The organism is Brevibacillus sp. NRS-1366 (assembly GCF_050467985.1).
The window spans coordinates 81,641-101,016 of record NZ_JBITPN010000024.1 but is presented as its reverse complement, the minus strand read 5'-3'; the positions used below and the strand labels follow the sequence as shown (position 1 = coordinate 101,016).

The 19,376-nt window shown below is 48.7% G+C and carries 17 protein-coding genes; 15 read left to right on the top strand and 2 right to left on the bottom strand.

Annotated features, from left to right (window positions below):
- The first annotated feature begins 467 nt into the window (after positions 1-467).
- Positions 468-1,091, top strand: a complete 624-nt coding sequence (gene mobA, locus ACIFQN_RS22115; protein ID WP_429835207.1) for a molybdenum cofactor guanylyltransferase — start codon at positions 468-470, stop codon at positions 1,089-1,091.
- 39 nt (positions 1,092-1,130) lie between these two features.
- Here mobA and fdhD read toward each other — a convergent pair whose 3' ends face one another.
- On the bottom strand, positions 1,131-1,928 hold the full coding sequence (gene fdhD, locus ACIFQN_RS22110; protein ID WP_429835206.1) for a formate dehydrogenase accessory sulfurtransferase FdhD: 798 nt from the start codon (positions 1,926-1,928) through the stop codon (positions 1,131-1,133).
- 365 nt (positions 1,929-2,293) lie between these two features.
- Between fdhD and ACIFQN_RS22105 the strand changes: the two genes are divergently transcribed.
- The 7 genes from ACIFQN_RS22105 (at position 2,294) to hmpA (ending at position 10,248) form a co-directional block, all read left to right on the top strand.
- The gene (locus tag ACIFQN_RS22105) at positions 2,294-3,568 is read left to right on the top strand and encodes an L-lactate MFS transporter (RefSeq protein WP_429835205.1); all 1,275 of its coding nucleotides are present in this window, start codon (positions 2,294-2,296) and stop codon (positions 3,566-3,568) included.
- A gap of 52 nt (positions 3,569-3,620) precedes the next feature.
- Positions 3,621-3,986 (top strand): DUF2294 domain-containing protein, encoded by a 366-nt coding sequence (locus ACIFQN_RS22100; protein ID WP_429835204.1) that lies wholly within the window; start codon positions 3,621-3,623, stop codon positions 3,984-3,986.
- Positions 3,987-4,179: 193 nt separating this feature from the next.
- Complete coding sequence (locus ACIFQN_RS22095) at positions 4,180-6,528, top strand: FdhF/YdeP family oxidoreductase (RefSeq protein ID WP_429835203.1); 2,349 nt, start codon at positions 4,180-4,182, stop codon at positions 6,526-6,528.
- Between the two features lie 47 nt (positions 6,529-6,575).
- Positions 6,576-7,835, top strand: coding sequence for a molybdopterin molybdotransferase MoeA (locus ACIFQN_RS22090; protein WP_429835202.1), 1,260 nt, complete (start codon positions 6,576-6,578; stop codon positions 7,833-7,835).
- Positions 7,836-7,838: 3 nt separating this feature from the next.
- Complete coding sequence (gene mobB, locus ACIFQN_RS22085; protein ID WP_429835201.1) at positions 7,839-8,336, top strand: molybdopterin-guanine dinucleotide biosynthesis protein B; 498 nt, start codon at positions 7,839-7,841, stop codon at positions 8,334-8,336.
- Positions 8,337-8,423: 87 nt separating this feature from the next.
- Entirely contained in the window at positions 8,424-8,891 is a 468-nt protein-coding gene (locus ACIFQN_RS22080) for a DinB family protein (protein ID WP_429835200.1), read from the top strand.
- Between the two features lie 130 nt (positions 8,892-9,021).
- Positions 9,022-10,248 (top strand): NO-inducible flavohemoprotein, encoded by a 1,227-nt coding sequence (hmpA, locus tag ACIFQN_RS22075; RefSeq protein ID WP_429835199.1) that lies wholly within the window; start codon positions 9,022-9,024, stop codon positions 10,246-10,248.
- Positions 10,249-10,266: 18 nt separating this feature from the next.
- Here the strand turns inward: hmpA and ACIFQN_RS22070 are convergent, their stop codons facing one another.
- Positions 10,267-10,779, bottom strand: a complete 513-nt coding sequence (locus tag ACIFQN_RS22070) for a Crp/Fnr family transcriptional regulator (RefSeq protein ID WP_429835197.1) — start codon at positions 10,777-10,779, stop codon at positions 10,267-10,269.
- A 408-nt stretch (positions 10,780-11,187) separates the two neighbouring features.
- On the opposite strand from ACIFQN_RS22070, the gene ACIFQN_RS22065 reads away from it, so the two are divergent.
- From ACIFQN_RS22065 to ACIFQN_RS22035, 7 genes are all read left to right on the top strand, one after another.
- A complete protein-coding gene (locus ACIFQN_RS22065; protein ID WP_429835196.1) occupies positions 11,188-11,577 on the top strand; it encodes a hypothetical protein in 390 nt (129 codons plus the stop codon).
- A 125-nt stretch (positions 11,578-11,702) separates the two neighbouring features.
- Positions 11,703-12,647 (top strand): MBL fold metallo-hydrolase, encoded by a 945-nt coding sequence (locus tag ACIFQN_RS22060; protein ID WP_429835195.1) that lies wholly within the window; start codon positions 11,703-11,705, stop codon positions 12,645-12,647.
- 276 nt (positions 12,648-12,923) lie between these two features.
- A complete protein-coding gene (locus ACIFQN_RS22055; RefSeq protein WP_429835194.1) occupies positions 12,924-14,714 on the top strand; it encodes a M3 family oligoendopeptidase in 1,791 nt (596 codons plus the stop codon).
- Positions 14,715-15,159: 445 nt separating this feature from the next.
- Positions 15,160-15,501, top strand: coding sequence for a DUF2294 domain-containing protein (locus tag ACIFQN_RS22050; protein WP_429835193.1), 342 nt, complete (start codon positions 15,160-15,162; stop codon positions 15,499-15,501).
- 179 nt (positions 15,502-15,680) lie between these two features.
- Positions 15,681-15,878, top strand: coding sequence for a DUF3311 domain-containing protein (locus ACIFQN_RS22045; protein WP_429835192.1), 198 nt, complete (start codon positions 15,681-15,683; stop codon positions 15,876-15,878).
- Positions 15,875-17,350: a sodium:solute symporter family protein gene (locus tag ACIFQN_RS22040; RefSeq protein WP_429835191.1), complete on the top strand. Its 1,476-nt coding sequence runs from the start codon at positions 15,875-15,877 to the stop codon at positions 17,348-17,350. The genes ACIFQN_RS22045 and ACIFQN_RS22040 overlap by 4 nt, the downstream gene beginning before the upstream one ends.
- A gap of 17 nt (positions 17,351-17,367) precedes the next feature.
- Complete coding sequence (locus ACIFQN_RS22035) at positions 17,368-19,074, top strand: adenine deaminase (RefSeq protein WP_429835190.1); 1,707 nt, start codon at positions 17,368-17,370, stop codon at positions 19,072-19,074.
- The last annotated feature ends 302 nt before the right edge of the window (positions 19,075-19,376 follow it).

The following is a 19,376-nucleotide window of genomic DNA, read 5'->3' as shown; positions in this document are numbered from 1 at the left end:
GAAGAAGAAGACGGCGACGAAGACGAAGATGGCGAGGATGACGAAGACTGAGGATGAACCTGCCATTGTAGTTGGAAACGAAGAACGTTTTTGGCGGAATGAAAATATAAAAATAGGCCCCGAGGATGAAAGATGCGAACCGCCCAGTGCATGGTAAGCAATCTGAAATCCGACGGGCGAAAGCGAAACAACAGCTTGCTGTAACCTGGTTTGGGAAACAAGTCAAATTTGATTTGGTACTCCAATTGTGGATGATGGACCAAGCGGGTAGCAAAGACAGCAGCAGTTTACGACAACGCTAAGGGCGTCCACATTATTTATTTCATACCAGTAAAATATGAATGAATAATCCTTAGCCCGGGCATTTGGTCCGGGCTTCCCGCTTGACAACGACGAAGTTGGCGGGGGATGCAGGAAGCAGGCTAGCAGATACATAATGACGTAAAGTCAGATAAAAGGAGATCGCCATGCAAAAACAGAATATACGGGCCGTTATTTTAGCAGGTGGAAATAGCAGCAGGATGGGGTCCCCGAAGGAACTGCTGAAGTGGCGGAAGGGTACTTTTTTAACAGAACTAGTGAAAGAAGTAACGCAAGCTGGCATGCCATGCCTCATTATTTCCAACCATCCAGAGCGCCTGCCAGCTGAATTTATCGAGCAGGAGCAAGTGACGGTGACTGTTGACCGGGTTGCTTCGGCCGGTCCTGTAAGTGGTCTTGTCACAGCTTTTCGTGCGTGTCCGGAAGATATGCTACTCGTGCTTTCCTGTGACCTTCCTTTCATGGATCGCGAGCAACTGGACAGGCTCATTGGATACGCGAGTAGTCTGACTGATTGGGATGTTGTTGCGGCACAAGCCGGCGATCGGGTTCATCCGTTGTGCGCAGTATATCACCGACGAACACAATCATTATGGGAACATGCCTTGCAAAGCGGGGAGCTCCGGTTGATGGCTACATTGGACAAGCTGCGGCTTCTCACAACACCTGACGGCTTACTGGACAACTGGGCGGTATTTAATGCAAATACGCCTGAGGAGTATCAGATCGCGATGGACGAAGAAAAGAAGAGAAAAACAGGAGAGCACTAAGCATGTCCCGGTTTTCTCTGGCGTCAAGTCTGCAAGTCTTTAGGAAAGAATAATTCGCTGCGCTTGTGTATACACGTTCATTTTGTCATTGCGGACAAACCCGACGGCTGTAATCCTTAGTTCGTCCGCCAGTTGGAGCGCCAGATCAGTCGGCGCTGATTTGGACAAGATGACACCCGCTCCGATCTTGGCTGCCTTCAACAGGACCTCTGAGGAAATGCGACCGCTGAAAACGAGAATTTTATCTGCAGAAGAGATGCCCTCACGTAAGCAGTGCCCATAGATTTTGTCCAGGGCATTATGGCGACCGATGTCAGAGTACTGCAGGAGCACTTGATCGGGCGTACAAAGGGCAGCGTTATGAACCCCTCCCGTCTGCTTATGAATCGCAGAGGATGCTTGCAGTTCCTTCATCAGTTGTATGCATTGTTCAAAAGTGACAGATGCTGTGCCTTCAACAGGCTTTGCGGTACGGGCATCACTGAAAAAGTAAAAAGACTGCCTGCTTTTCCCGCAACAAGAAGTTATCCGCCGCTTGGAGTAAAAGCTTTGCGACAGGATCGTTTCTTTGTGCAGATCGACGTAGGCGAAGCCTTGTGCTTCGTCGATGGTGAGCTGTTTGATCTCAGCGAAGGCTTTGATGGCACCCTCTGCCGCGAGAAATCCGATCACCATTTCTTCTAAATCGGCGGGGGTACAGACGATTGTGGCGAATTCCTCGTCGTTTAGAAAAATGGTCAGCGGGTATTCCGTAACAATCTCATCGTCTTCCCAGTTATGGTGGCCAGCGGATATTTTGAGTACGCTGCGACGGATGGTTTTTGTCAGTTCTGACATGATGCCCTCCTTATTTGACAGGAAAATATTGTCGAGTGAGCGCTTCCATGGTAGTATACTACTTGAAGTGTTAAGTGTCACAAAATTTTCAACATTAGTCTTCACCTTATACGCTGGGCAAATGCGATACGGAACAGCGATCCTGTCACCGGTTCATTTGTTACTCTGCTTGAATGATAAGAACACTTGCGCGTTGATGCTGATGTAGCGACCCTGCTGATGATTAACTGCTGTGCTTCATCCATTCCAACTTTTCCATCTGTAGAGGAAAAGGGGATTGATGGACTCAGCAGTTTTTCTTTTTTCTCGAGAACTGCCACCTGCTCAAAAGGCACTCTTAGACCATTTTAAAGGAGATGTGTGATATGGAACAAAAAGTGAAAAACCGCTGGCTCATTGCACTGGCGGCGGTGGGTATCCACCTTTCGATCGGCTCGGTTTATGCATGGAGCGTATTTACCAAACCGCTTACAACACAGTTTGGCTGGGAATTGACCGATATCCAGTTTACATTTAGCATTGCCATCCTGTTTCTGGGCTTGTCGGCGGCATTCTTGGGTCACTATGTCGAAAAGCATGGACCGCGCAAAGCAGGTACCTTGGCTTCGATTTTCTTTGGTGTAGGGATTGTTGGATCTGGTCTTGCAATTCAGATGAGCAGCTTGCCGCTCTTGTATCTTTGCTACGGTGTGCTAGGTGGAATTGGTCTTGGTGTCGGGTACATTACACCGGTGTCTACTCTGGTTAAATGGTTCCCGGATCGCCGTGGCCTGGCGACAGGGTTGGCGATTATGGGGTTTGGCTTTGCATCCATGATCGCAAGTCCTATCATGAATGAACTGATAAATAGCGTAGGCATAGCAAATACTTTTTACATTCTGGGCATTATTTATTTTGTCGTGATGTTTGCATCAGCGCAATACCTATCTCCACCTCCAGCAGGCTGGGTACCGAAAGGCTTTTCAATAGAAGCAACGGCAGGGAGCAAGCAAATCAAAAAAGATCTCTGTCAATTAACCGCCAACGAAGCTGTAAAGACGCGCCGCTTTTACTGGCTGTGGCTGATGCTTTTTATTAATGTGACTTGTGGTATTGCGGTGATCTCAGTCGCCTCTCCAATGGCTCAGGAAATGGTTGGCATGACGGTAGCGACAGCCGCAATCATGGTTGGTCTAAACGGTCTGTTCAACGGGGGAGGGCGCATCGGCTGGGCATCTTTGTCTGATTATATCGGGCGACCCAATACGTATACGGCATTTTTCGCGATCCAAATGGTGTTGTTCTTCTTATTACCAAACCTGAATAATCCGGTGACATTCATGATCGCGATGTTCATCATTATGACCTGCTACGGCGGTGGATTCGCATCTATTCCGGCCTATATCGGAGATTTGTTTGGAACGAAGCAGCTTGGTGCCATCCATGGATATATTTTGACTGCATGGGCAGCAGCAGGCTTGGCCGGACCGATCTTTGCAGCATGGGTACGCAAAACGACCCAAAGCTACACAGGGACGATGAGTATTTTCGCAGGCATGTTCGTAGTGGCCTTTATCATTTCGCTTTTGATTCGCCTTGATATCAAAAAACTGCAAGAACAGACGAAACAAAAAGAAAAGTCAGTTGAATTGGCTGGTTGACTAATGGTAAAGTCTTAAGTATGAATGCTTGAAGTAAAGGTGAGTAGTCCCGATGAATAAGTTCGAAGCAGAATTCAGTAATTTAGTGAGAGCTTTCCGTAAGCGCCATATGGGGAAGGGACCGAGCAAGATCAGTACTACGTTCTGCAAGAATTGGGCGATCTGTGAGATGGAGGGCAACCTTTCGCCCGTGGAAAAGTTCATCGCCACTTCGGAAGATGGGAAGCAGACACTGCGAGCTGCCCGAACCGAAATGGTCAAAGACATGTATCGCAAACACCAGCCCATTGACATGGAAGCGTTTCTCGGTGCAAAGCTCATCGATCTTTTCGTCGACATTGACATCGAACGTGACTTTGGAATGTCCATCTTTGTTTTTGATCAGGACATCGAGAAAAAATGGAAGATTGAACCGTAAGTCTAGGGCGAAGCAGCGTCCCTGTTCACCGGCATAGACCATACGGATCTCGCGAAACAAACACGACGCTTGGACTAGGTAGCGAACCTGCCACAGACAACCACCGTGAACATGCTCCCCTCCGATGGATAAGGGACGGTTTATGGTGGTTTTTTTGTCGAAGAGGTATTGCGAAGAAAGGAGCAAATGGGAAATGGGGAAGACCAAGCACAGCGGGCCAATGAAACTGGATACATCACTGGAGCCTTCTCTGTGGGCTTCACTTGTGCCTATGGGACTAGGAAAAATCAAGCCGCATCACATCCGCGATACCATGAAGGTGATGCTTGATAATCGTGACAATCTTGGATACGCTTACAGGATTTTGACACAAGGAGTGTGCGATGGTTGTGCACTCGGTGTATCGGGGTTGTATGACCAGACGCTTACTGGACCGCATTTGTGTACGACTCGCTTGAATGTCCTGCGTCTAAACACAATGCCCGCTATGGAGCCAAAGTGGCTGGAAGACATCCATGCATTGCGGAAGCTGTCCAGTGTAGAACTGCGCAAGCTTGGACGGATTCCTTATCCATTGTCTCGGAAGCCGGGTGAAAACAAATTTACCCGCATTAGCTGGGACGAAGCTCTGAATCGGATTGCCAAAAAAATCAAAGGAATCAATCCCAAACAGCTCGCTTTTTTCTTGACGGCGCGGGGGATTACCAATGAAGTCTACTATACAGCAGCGAAAATGGCCCGGTTCCTAGGTACTAACAACATCGACAATGCCTCCCGTATTTGTCACTCGCCAAGCAAGACTGCCTTGAAACGTTCGCTCGGGATTGGGGCATCGAGCTGTAATTACCAAGATTGGATCGGCACAGATGTCCTCGTTTTTTGGGGATCGGTCCCTGCCAACAATCAGCCTGTCTCCACCAAGTACATGTACGCTGCAAAAAAAGCAGGAACGAAAATCATCCTGATTAATCCATATAAAGAACCGGCGATGGAAAAATACTGGATTCCGTCTGTAGCGGAAAGTGCTTTGTTCGGTACCAAGCTTGCCGATGATTTTTATCAAGTCAACATCGGTGGAGATATTGCTTTCATGAATGGCGTGATGAAGTATTGGTTCGAGATGGAGGATGAGAGACCGGGATCTGCTGTCAACCATGCTTTCGTAAAAGAACACGCTAACGGCTTGGAACAGCTCCGTAAGCATGTAAGGAGTGAACCGTGGGAGAAGCTGGAGAAGTCTTCCGGCCTAACCCGCGAGCGCATGAAAGAGTTCGCGTTGCTTTTGGCGAATTCGAAATCGGGTGTGTTTGTTTGGAGTATGGGACTGACGCAGCATCGTTTTGGCACGGATAATATTTCACAAGTGGCGAATCTCGCAATCCTGCGTGGGTTCCTCGGTCGCAAAAATTGCGGTGTAATGCCGATCCGCGGTCACTCTGGCGTGCAGGGCTCCGGGGAAATGGGGGCAGACCCGTTTAGTTTGCCTGGCGGCGATTTCGATGAAAAAACATGGACGCGAATTGAAAAGCTGTGGAACTTCCCGATCCCGAAATGGCAAGGGGATATTGTCGGGATTACATTGGAAAATGCCGTGCTGCCAGATGGACATGAGCGGAAAACCCGGCTGTTCTTTACGAGCGGGGGGAATTTCCTGGAGACGATGCCAGATCCCGATTTTATGCGAAAATGCTTGGAGAGCGTGGAGGTGCGTGTCCACCAGGACATCATTTTCAATACGTCTACCCTTGTCGACGCCAAAGAAGAAGTCATCGTCCTGCCAGCCATGACCCGTTATGAACAACCGGGTGGCGGCACCTCTACAAGCACGGAGCGGATGATTTATTTCAGCGCTGAGATCGAAGGACCACGAATTGAAGAAGCACGGGCGGAGTGGGAGATTTATGTAGACCTCGCTGCGCGTATACATCCGGAGAAAAAGCAGCTCATGCATTTTTCCAGTGCAGAAGAGATTCGCGCCGAGATCGCCCGTGCCAATCCAAACTACGATGGGATTCAGCATTTGAAAAAACGCGGCGATGTATTCCAATGGGGAGGCGCGTGGCTTTGTGAGGATGGAGTGTGCCCGACAGCGGATGGCAAGGCTAATTTGCTGCCGATTGAGGTTCCTGATCTGAACAAAGCAAAGGGCCATTTCTACGTAACGACTCGACGGGGCAAGCAGTTCAACTCCATGATTTACAGCAATACTGATCCGTTCAACAACGCAGACCGCTATGATGTTTTGATGAATGCAGAAGATGCCAAGGAGTTGCGCATAAAAGAAGGCGACAATATTGTAGTGTATAATGGCTACGGGACCTTCCAAGGTCGTGCCAAGCTCGAAAATACGACCAGAGGCAATGTCCAGGTGTATTGGCCAGAAGGCAACGCGTTGATTCCCAAAGGTGTCTACGAAACGTATGCAGGCATTCCGGAATATAATACAGCGGTCAAAATTGAAAGAGCAGATACATTTAACGCAAACAAGGATTTGAAATATAAAGAAAAAGCGATTGAAGATCTAGATGTTAATATCGGCTGACAAAATGACAGCAGGGGCTGATGTTCAAGCCAAAGGAGGAACTGACGATGCGTTTTTCACGACAAATGAACACGGTAGAGGAAGCGATGGGCAAATTGCTGGCAGGCTTGACCACGCTTGGGGACGAAACGGTGCAGATCGGGGAGGCATACGGACGCATACTGGCAACAGATGTTCATGCCACTTATGATTTGCCGCACTTTGACCGCTCACCGCTGGATGGATTTGCCGTGAAATCTGCAGATACGGTCAGCGCCTCCTTTGATCAGCCTGTCTGTTTGCAAGTGTTAGAGACAGTTGCGGCAGGGCAGTTTCCCCGACTGGAAGTAACAGACGGCTGCGCGACGCGGATCATGACCGGAGCGATGATGCCGGCAGGAGCGGATGCTGTCATCATGTTTGAACAAACGGAAAATCCTGCGGAGCATTCCGATACGGTTCGCCTCAAGCGGTCACTAAAACCTGGAGAAAATGTATCGCGTCGCGGCGAAGAAATGGCGACGGGGACTGTGATTGCGCGGGCGGGGGAACGGATCAATGCGGGGACCCTCGCTGTCCTGGCTACATTTGGCTATAGGCAGGTCAAGGTAATACGCAAGCCGCGCGTCGGTCTTTTTTCCACGGGGAGTGAGCTGTTGGAGATTGATCAGCCACTGATTGCAGGCAAAATACGCAACAGTAATGGAATCATGCTATCCGCTTTAATTGCTGAGGCGGGTGCCATTCCTGTATTGTTTCCAGGTCTTCCTGACGAGCCCGTGGTCGCAAAAGAAAAAATTAGCGAATATCTGCGAGAAGTGGATCTTCTCGTATCCAGCGGCGGAGTCTCGGTGGGTGACTTTGACGTGATCGCATCGCTTGTGGACGAACCAGAAGTAGAGCTGTTGTTTAACAAGGTTGCGATGCGCCCAGGTGGTCCAACAACCAGCATGCTCTTGGAGGGGAGGCCGTATATCGCGCTTTCCGGCAATCCAGGGGCGTGCTTTCTTGGATTTGAATTGTTTGTTCGCCCAGCTGTTCAGCAGCTTTCGGGTGTGCCGGACGCGGGACCTCGTCTGCTTAAGGCCAGACTGGACGTTACCTACAGCAAGCCATGTCCGTATCCGCGATACTTACGGGGAAGGCTGATCGAGCGAGACGGTGCACTCTACGCCCGTCCTGATTTTAATGAAAAAGCAGGCAATCTCGGCACGTTGAAAGACAGTGAATGCTTCATCGTCATTCCGGCTGGGGGAAGCGGCAAGCAGGCAGGTGAACTCGTCAGCGTACTTTCTCATGCGACGCCGAGCTGGAGAAAAGAGGGATAGGCTATGGGGAAACAACCGAGGGTATTGCAACTGGTAGGGTACTCGAATAGCGGGAAAACGACGCTCCTAACCAAGCTGATTCCGCTTTTAGAGCAATCCGGATTGCGTGTGGGAGTAGTCAAGCACGACGGTGGCCATGATTTTGAGTGGGATCAGCCAGGAAAAGATACGTGGCGCTATCGGGAAGCAGGAGCCTCACTCGTCGCGATCACCTCGAAAACCAAGACGGCGATCGTCGAGCAAAGACCCAGTTCCTTGTCTAGTCTCGTTGAACGGCTGACACAGGCAGGTGCTGATCTTGTTCTGGTGGAAGGATTCAAGCATGAGGATTTTCCCAAGCTGGTCTTATTGCGAAAGCCGCAGGATCAACAGCTGCTTCACATCGTTTCCAACGTGAGGGGAATTGTGAGCTGGGAGGCCGTTAACCAAGGAAAATGGCCGCATTTTGACATCAATGAGGTTGAAGCCATCGCTCAATTTATCACCGCAGAAGGCAGATGATTTTACAGGCTGACCCTGTGGCGACGGCCATCGGCGGGCAGAGGCGGAAAAACTTTGCCCAAAAATGTATAAGGAGCGTGGAGAAGCTTGTCTCATGCAAAAGATGTTTTGTCTGATCAGTTGTTAGCCAATGCGAATGACCCTAGCTGGTACCTTCCCTTTTCAGAAGCCGTTCAAAATGTGTCGGAGGACGAAGCATTCTGGAAGCCGAGCGAAGAGAGTAACAGCATCGCGGAGCTTACGCAGCATCTTCTTTTTTGGAATGAAACATGGCAAACCAGGTACATAAAAAATGACGTCCAAGCTGTCCCTTCAATCGGAGATAACAATAAAAGCTTTATCATTCCAGAAGATGAGTCGTTTCAAGGGCTAAAAGCGCGATTGGTAGAAGTGTTGTTGCAATGGCAAGAATTGATTACGGAAGAAAAAGTGGAATGTGATGTCAATGGGTTCGTGGAGCCTGTGAAATGGTGGGCGGTACTCGGAAATGTATCGACGCATAACGCCTTCCACATTGGCCAAATCGTCTATATACGGAAACTGCTAAAGCGCTGAAAGACAGCGAACGGTATACAGAAGTAGTCACAAATCGTTTGATTTTCCTGTGATTAGAATCACATATGCATGCGGAATCCTGCTCTACACTTGAGATATAGACGACACGATGAAATCGAGGAGGTTCCCCATGCTTAGTCAAAAAACTATCCAGGTGATTAAATCTACAGTACCTGTATTGGAAGTTCACGGGACAGCGATTACGAAACGCTTTTATGAAATGTTGTTCACGAAACATCCAGAGCTGTTGAACATTTTCAATCATGCGAATCAAAAACAAGGCAGACAACAAACGGCGCTGGCAAATGCGGTTTATGCAGCGGCCTTGCACATAGAAAATTTGGAAGCGATTCTTCCAGTTGTAAAACAAATTGGTCATAAGCACCGCAGTTTAGGGATCAAAGCGGAGCATTATCCGATTGTCGGCGAAAATCTGTTGGCTGCCATCAAGGATGTATTAGGTGATGCAGCTACCGATGAGATTATTCAGGCGTGGGCGGAAGCCTATGGGGTCATTGCTGATGCATTTATCAGTGTAGAAGCCGAGATGTATGAGCAGGCTTGTGAACAGCCTGGCGGATGGTCGGATTTCCGGGAGTTTGTCGTACAGCGCAAGGTAGTGGAGAGCGACGTCATTACTTCGTTTTACTTGGTGCCAGCAGACAAAGGGCTGCTGGCTGCTTATGAACCGGGGCAGTATGTCAGTGTCAAAGCAGATATACCAAGTGAGTCCAATACGCATATTCGTCAGTATAGTCTGTCCGATGCGCCTGGGAATCCGTATTATCGCATCTCGGTCAAACGGGAAGAGGGAATGGGAGACAAACCGGCAGGAAAAGTATCGGTCTATTTGTCTGAGTGTATAGGCGAAGGGGATGTCTTGCTCTTGTCCGCCCCAGCAGGAGATTTTACATTGAACCAGGAAGATAGCCGTCCGGTCGTGCTGCTTAGCGGTGGGGTTGGACTCACGCCGATGATCAGCATGCTCACGACTTTGGTAAATAGTCAGCCTGCACGGACAGTAACCTTTATCCATGCAGCCCAAAATGGGAGTTTGCATGCGATGAAAGCATATGTAGAGGAACTGGCCCGCAATCACCCGCAGCTTTCATATTACTGGTGCTATGAAAAGCCGACAGACCGGGATAGAGAGCAGCACGCATTTCATAAAGAGGGATACGTGGATCTGTCATGGCTGCAACAGGTGATTTCGAAAAAAGAAGCCAGCTACTATTTCTGCGGTCCTTTGCCTTTTATGAAAGCAATAAATCGGGCGCTCAAAGAATGGGGAGTTCCAGCAGAGGATATTCACTATGAGTTTTTTGGTCCTGCTGGAAGCTTGGAATCATTCTCTTAGCCGCGAGATAAAGTCCATCTATTCCTTACTTGCTTGAGCCTGAGCGCGCAGCAGTCGGTTGACTGTCTCACGGCGAAGGCCAATGAACTGACCAATTTCGTCTTGGGTGAGCACCTCTGATAGTGAGGCGACGGGTACAAAGGATTGGAACCATTGTTGCAGCTTGTTCAGCTTTTCCGCAGGAGATACCTCAGACAACTGGTCAATCCGCTGTTGCATCATGCGCAGCTTCCCTTGGAGCTGCAGGGCAATTTCTCGGCATTTTGCGTGGTTGTGTTCCAATTCAAGGTACCACTGTTGTGCAGACAAAACCTCAATCTCACAGGTCACGAGTGCTACGGCTGTTCCGTAATAAGGATTGGGACTGAGCAGCGAATGGTGAGGGATAATCTCATCCGGCACGATGACATTAACCAATGTCAAAGTTCCATCGGCGTGCACCCGATTAATTTTCAAAAGACCACTTTTTACATGATAAAGCGGGCCCGATTCACCTTGTCGAAAGAGTGTTTCTCCTTTATGAAGAATCATAGGAGCCTCCTTTGGCTATGGCGTGTTAAACCGTTCACAGTTAAGATGATTGCAGTTAGCAGTATAGCACAAAAACGATGAAAAGCACCTGTCTTCCTCAGAGGGGAGAAGCAGGTGCTTTTTTACAAGAAGCGGTCGCTCCTTTCTGAAAAGGGCTGACAGTGGCTTTTATATTATTTCATCGAAGCGGCTATTTTTTTGATTTCTTCAAGCGGCAAATCGCTGATGATCGTGTAAATGTTCCCTACTCCAATCTCAAATGTAAGTCCGGTTCTCTCGGTGAGAGCAGGTTCGTGAACGGATGAACCGGGGAATTATGGTAAATGGACCAGGTAATCCTACGGGAACGATTTATTTAGATGAGGTTCCCGTCATGGCCGATCCCGAAAAGAAAGGGTGGCATGGGAAGTGCTTGAGCCTTCGTATTTTGCAGTCAGCTTTGCGCCAAAGAAGCTGCCAGTGGGACCAATAACAGGAGAGCGGGAGGGCATTAGCTATACCATTCAAAAAATGTCCGAGATGACGCATCCGAAGACGAATGAGAAAATCTGGAGTATCGAAGTAGAAGCTGTAGGACAGTCATCCGGATTTCCTCGCTGGATTCTGCGGGATGACCTGGGCAAATCCTATCCCGTAGAAATCGATTATCAGAATACGTGGGGCGAACCGGGAAAAATCCAGGAGAGGCTGTTCATCAAGGACTTAAAAGCGTTGCCTGGGCAGTTGACGCTTGTATTGCAAGCGGAGAAAAAAGCACATGCAGACGTAGACTGGCGAATTCCCATCCCTGCGCCATAGCGTGCACAAGATCATGCTGCGCGCTTTGCAAAATCTACAGGTTGCGCCGCTTTTACCCTTGCTAAGCGAGAGATGTGATTTGTTATAATGAGGGAATCCAGTTATAGATTTAAAGGAGGTCTTCCATGCTTGGCACCTTTTTCATCTGGGTTGGTTCCCTCCTCGCAGTGCTGATTTTGGCGTTGATAGGGTATGTGGGCTATCGGTATTGGTACCACATGGGGCAGCTCCCTAAACCACCGTATCGCCATTTGGAAGCGAAGCCGACACCAGCAAACTGGCGCGATGATGAGATTACCTTCACGTGGGTGGGACACTCGACCATTTTGCTTAACCTGTTTGGGACGAAAATTCTCACGGATCCCGTATTAGGCAAAAAGTTGGGGCTGCGTGTTGCTGGGGTACTTCATTTTGGCCCTGCACGCTTTACGCCGCCTGCTCTTACCTTTGAGGAGATCGGTGAAATCGATTTGATTCTGTTGTCTCATGCGCATATGGATCATGTGGACCTGCCGAGTCTTCGCAAGCTGGCCCGCCCTTCCATTCATGTGATTACTGCGCACAATACGAGCGGACTGATTCAGAGAATGCCTTTTGGCTCTTATGAAGAATTGCAGCCTCAGCAAACAACAACCACCAAAGATGGCGTAACCATTACGGCCATCCCCGTGAGACACTGGGGCAACCGCTTTCCATGGAATCGGGATTACGGCTACAATGGGTACGTGATTGAAAAAAACGGGGTGTGCATCCTTTATCCTGGAGACACAGCTTATATTTCAATGGAAAATTTGCCTGAACAATTTGGCCAGATCGACCTCGTCTTCATGCCGATTGGCGCCTACAAGCCGGATTCTTATCAGCTGGCACACTGCACGCCTGAACAAGCTTGGCAAATGTTTAAAGAAAGCGGTGGACGCTGGCTGGTGCCGATACACTGGAATACGTTTGTCCTCTCCAGGGAGCCGGTTGAGGAGCCGATGCAGCGGCTATTGGCTGCTGCGGGTGAAGAACGAGACCGGATTGTCATGGAGCGACAAGGGGAAACCTATTCTTGGCGTGCAACATAGTTCAAAAATGACTGCGGACCTTGCAGTCTTTTTTTCTACTGAATCAGAAAGTATAAACCTCATGAATTCGCTTCCTGATTCAGCAAGAATAACCTTCCGCTAAAACGCGGTCGCTCCTCCTTGAGGAGGCCTCGATAGAGGTTTTCTTAACTGTCAGTATGGACGCTCAGGAAGGAATCACAGGACGGTTATAGAAATAAATTGACCGTTAGAGTTTTGTTTGGTTTCAACTGAAAGAAAGTAGAAGCAGGCTACAAATGTCTAGGAGGGATACATATGAAAAAATCATTGCCACAACGCTGGGATTTGGATGTGCTCTTTCCCGGGGGAAGCGAGTCAGAGGATTTTCGTGCGTTTCTCGGGCTTCTGGAAGGCGATATTGCTGACCTGAAAGCGCGTGTCGAGCAATCGGACCTTGCGTGGAACGAAAAGAATACGTTTATGGAAGTCGTATCCGATGTCCAAAGTATCGCCGTACGAGTAAGACAAGCGGGTGCTTTTATTTCATGCCTGACCGCTCAAAATGTGAAAGACGAACCCGCTAAGCTGTTGGGAGGACGTGTGAAAACAATCTCAGCTTCGTTTGGTGCGGCTTTGACACGTTGGGAAGAGCAGCTCGTAAACATCGAGGAATCCGCATGGAAATCGCTGTTGGCAGAGGAAGAGCTGCAGCCGATCGCATTTGTATTAGAGGAGAGACGTCGCCGTGCACAGGAAAAATTGCCTCCTGAGCAAGAGGTATTGGCGAATGATCTGGCGGTCGACGGCTATCACGCCTGGCAAGACCTGTACAATGCAGTCGTTGGTCGCATGACGATCGAAGTCGAGCTGGATGGTGAAACGAAACAACTGTCCGTGGGTCAAGCAGCCAACCTGATGAGTCACCCTGATCGAGCTGTACGTGCGCACGTGTTTGCCAAATGGCAGGAAGCATGGGGCAAGGAAACAGAGCTATGTGCACAGGCACTCAATCATTTGGGTGGATTCCGTCTGGCCTTGTATCGCCATCGCGGGTGGGAGTCCGTCCTACGCGAGCCGCTTGATATCGGACGGATGCAAGAAAAGACACTGGATGCGATGTGGCAGGCTATTGATAATCGCAAGGATCGGCTGGTCGCTTATCTGGAGAGAAAAGCGAAGCTGCTTGGTATTGAAAAGCTGAGCTGGTACGATGTTTCAGCTCCCGTCGGCAATTCGCATAAAAAAGTATCCTATGACGAAGCGGCAGCGATGATCGTGGAGCATTTTAACCGTTTCAATCCAAACATGGCTTCATTTGCCGAGCAAGCTTTTGATGAGGCATGGATCGAAGCCGAAGATCGTCCTGGAAAACGTCCGGGTGGTTTCTGCACCAGCTTCCCTGTGAGCAAGCAGTCTCGCGTTTTCATGACCTATGCAGGCAATGCGAGCAACGTTTCTACCCTGGCACATGAGCTGGGTCATGCTTACCACCAGCAAGTCATGTGGGACCTGCCGCCACTCGCTCAAAACTATGCGATGAATGTGGCGGAGACCGCTTCTACTTTTGCGGAAATGATCTTGGCTGACGCAGCCGTGAAGAATGCAGCGAATGATGATGAGCGGCTGGTGCTGTTAGAAGACAAGCTGCAGTCTGTAGTAGCCTTTTTCATGAACATTCATGCTCGCTTCCTGTTTGAAAAGAACTTTTACGAGCAGCGCAAAAATGGTCTTGTCAGTGCGGCAGATTTGGATCGACTCATGCTCGAAGCCCAGCAGCAAGCGTACAAAGGCGCGCTGGCAGAATATGAGCCGCACTTCTGGGCATCCAAGCTGCATTTTTACATCACCACCTATCCGTTCTATAACTTCCCGTATACATTCGGCTACTTGTTCAGCATGAGCGTGTATGCGCGTGCGCTCGAAGAAGGCGATAGCTTCGCGGCGAAATACGATGCGCTGCTGCAAGACACAGGCCGCTTGATGGTCGAGGATTTGGCGAAAAAGCATCTCGGTGAAGATATGACCTCCGTAGACTTCTGGCAAGCAGCGGTAGATCTCGCTGTTGCAGACATTGACGAGTTCCTGCGTCTGACGGAAGAAGCGTAGTCTCGTAATAAATAAATGAGAGCCTGTCGAGCAGTCGGCAGGCTTTTTGTCGTGGTCGACGGGGGCTTTTATTCTTTCACGAATAAAAACCCAAAGCCGGTGAGAGGAAAATGGAGAAATAAGCGAAAGATCTTTGGAACACCTACAAAGGCGCAAGGGAAAAAGAGAAACACGCTTTTAGCGTCCACCTCTGAGAAGCTGCCATGAAACGGCTACTTTGGACGCGGTTTCGCTTTTTCCCCTGGAGCCGGACAGGGATGCCCCCCTTGACGTGTTCCAAGAAGCTGGAGCGTTTTCTCCATTTTCCTCTCCTCCACAACAGCCCGATCATAGAAAAAGGAATCACAAGTTGAATAATTATTGCGAAAAGGAAATAAGTTCAGTATAATGGGGGACAGGAAAAGAAAGCGCTCGCAATTTTACCCTAACCTCTACAGGTGATGGCATGTATCTACTAGATTCTTCAGAGAACAAGAAAAAGCTGACCCAGCATTACAACGAGATATGCAAGCAACTATTTGGAGCAGGCACGATCTTGTTGAAAGTAGACATTGATGAGAGATATCTCACTTTTCGTTCGAAACACCGACGGGCACCACACTCCCTTGCCTTGGAGGGTGAGGTACCTGCACTAAAACGAGAAGTGGACGTGCAAATGTCGCAGATTTTCAAAAAGCGTTTCACTGAAAAACTAGAACAGGAATTGGGCTTGAAGGTCGAGGTAGTCCTGCGGGATTACGATTACGTCTCCCAGTGGGCCTTTACAGAAGTCATCCTGGCTGAATAACAAATAATCGTGTCGCAGTTCTTTTGATAGATTCTTGAGAGCTGAGACCAATAAAACATACGAGCAGCAATTTACTTTTGTTTACAAAGCAAAGAGCTCTTGTTAGAAATTTACTTTTCTATCAAGGGCTTTTTGCTTTTTTTATATAATTTTTTCCTATTCAAAAAGGAGGAGTACTTGTGAAGCCGATTTATCTTCTCGGAGCGATCCCGTTCATCGGGATTGTAGGTGGCAGTATTTTTGCCAGCAAGGTAGACGCCATTGTGTTAGGAATGCCATTTTTGATGTTCTGGCATGTCATCTGGTTGGTAATTGCATCCGTTCTCATGTTGATTATTTACAAATTCGACCCCGCTAACGAGGAGGAACAAGAATGAATAGCGCTTTGATCATTATTACTCTCTTCTTACTGTTTGCCCTGTTTGTGGGAATCCGCGCGAGTAAAGGAAAAAACATGAGCCTGGAGCAGTGGACGGTAGGCGGTCGCGGTTTCAGTACGCTGTTTGTCTTTCTGCTCATGGCAGGTGAGAACTATACGACCTTTACTTTCCTCGGTGCCAGCGGCTACACCTACGGCAAAGGAGCGCCCGCTTTTTATATTTTGGGATATGGCTGTTTGGCTTTTGTCATGTCGTATTGGATGCTGCCAGCCGTTTGGAAGTACGCCAAAAAGCATAACCTGCTTTCGTTCTCAGACTTCTTTGCCAGTAAATACAACAGCCGCGCTATGGGGATTGTCGTATCCATTGTAGCGGTATTGGGTCTGAACTCGTTGTTGATGGTTCAATTGAAGGGGCTTGGCATTATCGTATCGGAGACGTCGTACGGTTTGATTTCTCCGACCTTGGCAATCTGGATTGGCGTCGTAGCCATGATTATTTATGTGACGGTTTCCGGCATTCGCGGCTCAGCTAGCATCGCTGCTTTTAAAGACGTCATTATTTTGGCAATCGCTCTCTTTTTAGGAATTTACTTGCCGATTCATTTTTACGGTGGCTTTGATTCGATGTTCCAAGCGATTGAGGCAGCCCATCCTGACAAGCTCATGCTGCCGGAAAAAGGCCAGAGCATTTCCTGGTACGTATCGACGATTTTGCTCGTGGGATTAGGCTACTGGATGTATCCGCATTCCTTTCAGGCTACCTACTCCGCCAAAAGCGCCAAGTCTTTGCGTAAAAATGCCATCATCATGCCGCTGTATCAGATTTTGATTGTGCTCATCTTTTTTGTCGGATTCGCAGCGATCCTGCAAGTCCCAGATCTAAAAGGGACAGATGCTGACCTCGCCTTGCTGCGGTTGGTAAAAGAAACCTTTAATCCGTGGTTTGTTGGAATTGTCGGCGGTACCGGACTGTTGACCGCACTGGTGCCGGGCTCGATGATTTTGTTGAACGCTTCGACGCTGCTTGCGAAAAACGTGTACCAAGCGATTGTGCCTGACGCACCTGAGGAGCGGATTACACGCATTGCAAAAATGATCGTTCCGTTATTTGCTCTCATGTCATTGTACTTTGTATTTCAGGGCGGTAACTTTTTGGTAGATTTGAGCATTTTCGCGTCTTCTATCTTAACGCAGTTGTTCCCGGCGTTTATCTTCAGCTTGTCGAACAAGCCATTTGCAACCAAGCAAGGTGCCTTTTCCGGCATCATCACGGGAGCTATTTTCCTCTCGTACTTTACAATCACGGGCGTCAAGCTCGCAGAAATGTTTCCAGAGTGGCCTTCGCTCTTTACAGACATCAACCCTGGATTTATCGCGCTGGTGCTAAATACGCTGGTCCTCATTATCGTCAGTATGATGACCCGCAGAGAAGTTAGCCAAGGGACTGAAAAAGAACAGGTGGCCTAAAAGATAGGAGGATAACCATGCAAGTCGATTTGCTCATCAAAGATGTTCGTGTATATAACCATGTACAAAAGCGGTTCGAGAGCGGCAACGTGGCGATTTTGGACGGAAAGTTTTTGTATAGCGGTGAAAAGGGAACAGAAAGCTTTCAGGCAAAGGAGGTGATGGATGGAAAAGAAAGATTCATGATTCCGGGCTTGATCGATATTCATTTGCATATTGAAAGTACGATGGTGACACCGCCCACTTTTTCGTATGGACTGATTCAAAACGGTGTGACTACGATTGTTGCGGATCCGCATGAAATGGCAAACGTCTTCGGTGTTCGAGGCATTCAGGAGATGATTCGGATGGGCGATGCGTGTGTCGCGGATATTTATTACGGAATCCCCAGCTCAGTGCCTGCCACTGCCTTCGAAACAACGGGTGGCGCGATTGACATCGCAGAGATTGACGAGTTGGTAAAAGAAGAGCGAGTCATTTGTCTGGGAGAAGTCATGGATTACATGAAGGTCATTACGGAACCAGATAGCAAAACAAATCGAATCGTTCGTCATGTGCGAGAGCGATACCCGCACCTGCCCATCGAGGGGCATTGTCCGAAACTGATGGGCACGGAACTCAGCAGCTTTATCTTTGCTGGAATTGACTCCGACCATACACAACAGACGATTGCCGGCATGGAAGAGCGCATGCGAATGGGGATGTTTATCGAGCTGCAGGAAAAGTCGATGACGCCTGAGATCATTCAGTATTTGATCCAGAATGACCGCAGTGAACACTTTTGCTTTGTGACAGATGATGTGATGCCAGATACGTTCGTAGAAAAAGGACACTTGAATCATTTGATCAAAAAAGCGATTTCTGCTGGCATGAAGCCAGAGGATGCGATCTATGCGGGCACGATGACTCCTGCGAAAAGAATGCGGATGTACGATCGTGGCGTGATTGCACCGAACAAGATCGCAGATTTTATTTTGCTAGGTGATTTGGAGTCTTTTGACATTCAAGCGGTCTATAAAGACGGGCAAAAAGTGTACGACCATACCGAAAGTTATGAGCAACCTGCTAGTACACATTCGTTTCCGCAAGATTTTTACCAAAGCATCAAACGCGGAAATGTAGAAGAAAATGATTTCGTCATCGAAGCACCTACCCAGACCAGAGAGGTTTCTTGTCGTGTGATGATGGTGGCTGACGGAACCACTTTTACGAAGGAACTGATCGATCAGGTCGATGTACGGGAAGGTCAGCTTGCGTGGGAAGCGAGCAAGTACTGTGTCATCGGGGTTTTTGAGCGCTATGGGATCAACGGCAACAAGGCACTCGGACTCATCGGCGGAGACACGATCAAACGAGGTGCGATTGCATCTACGTATTCTCACGATAACCACAACTTGCTGGTGGTCGGAAAAAATAAGCAGGATGCTTTGCTTGCTGCGAATACGATTATTGAAAATCAAGGTGGCTTCTGCGCAGTCGAGGACGGCAAAGTACTCTCTTTTGTCAAACTGCCTGTAGGCGGCATCCTGTCGGAAGAACCGCTAGAAGAGATCGCTCGTCAGATGAAGGAGCTCCGTCAAGCAATGAAGAATCTGGGCTACAAGCACTACAATCCAATTATGTCGTTTAGCACGCATTCCCTGCCGGTTAGCCCGGACTTGAAGATTACCGATTTAGGGTTAGTTGATGTGAATAAAGGAGAGGTCGTCTCCTTGTTCGTCTAATCCATCGTTTTGCCAAAAGAACGGTTCTCCCTTTGGCTGCTCGAAATCACCAAAGGGAGAACAACTACTGACGATCCCAACGAGATTTGGCAAAGCTCCAGCAGGGAGATTCGTTTGATTGGCCAATGACAACTATCGCAGGACGGCAGGATCGTGTCGTCGGGTACCAAGATGCTTGGAACAATTCGAAAAGCATCTGCTATACCGTGATGGCGGTGCTTGGCCAGGCCAGTCATCCTTTGCCATAGAACCAACTGTGAAAGCTTGTCCATGGCGCTGGCCAAAGAATGGCTGCAGCGCGT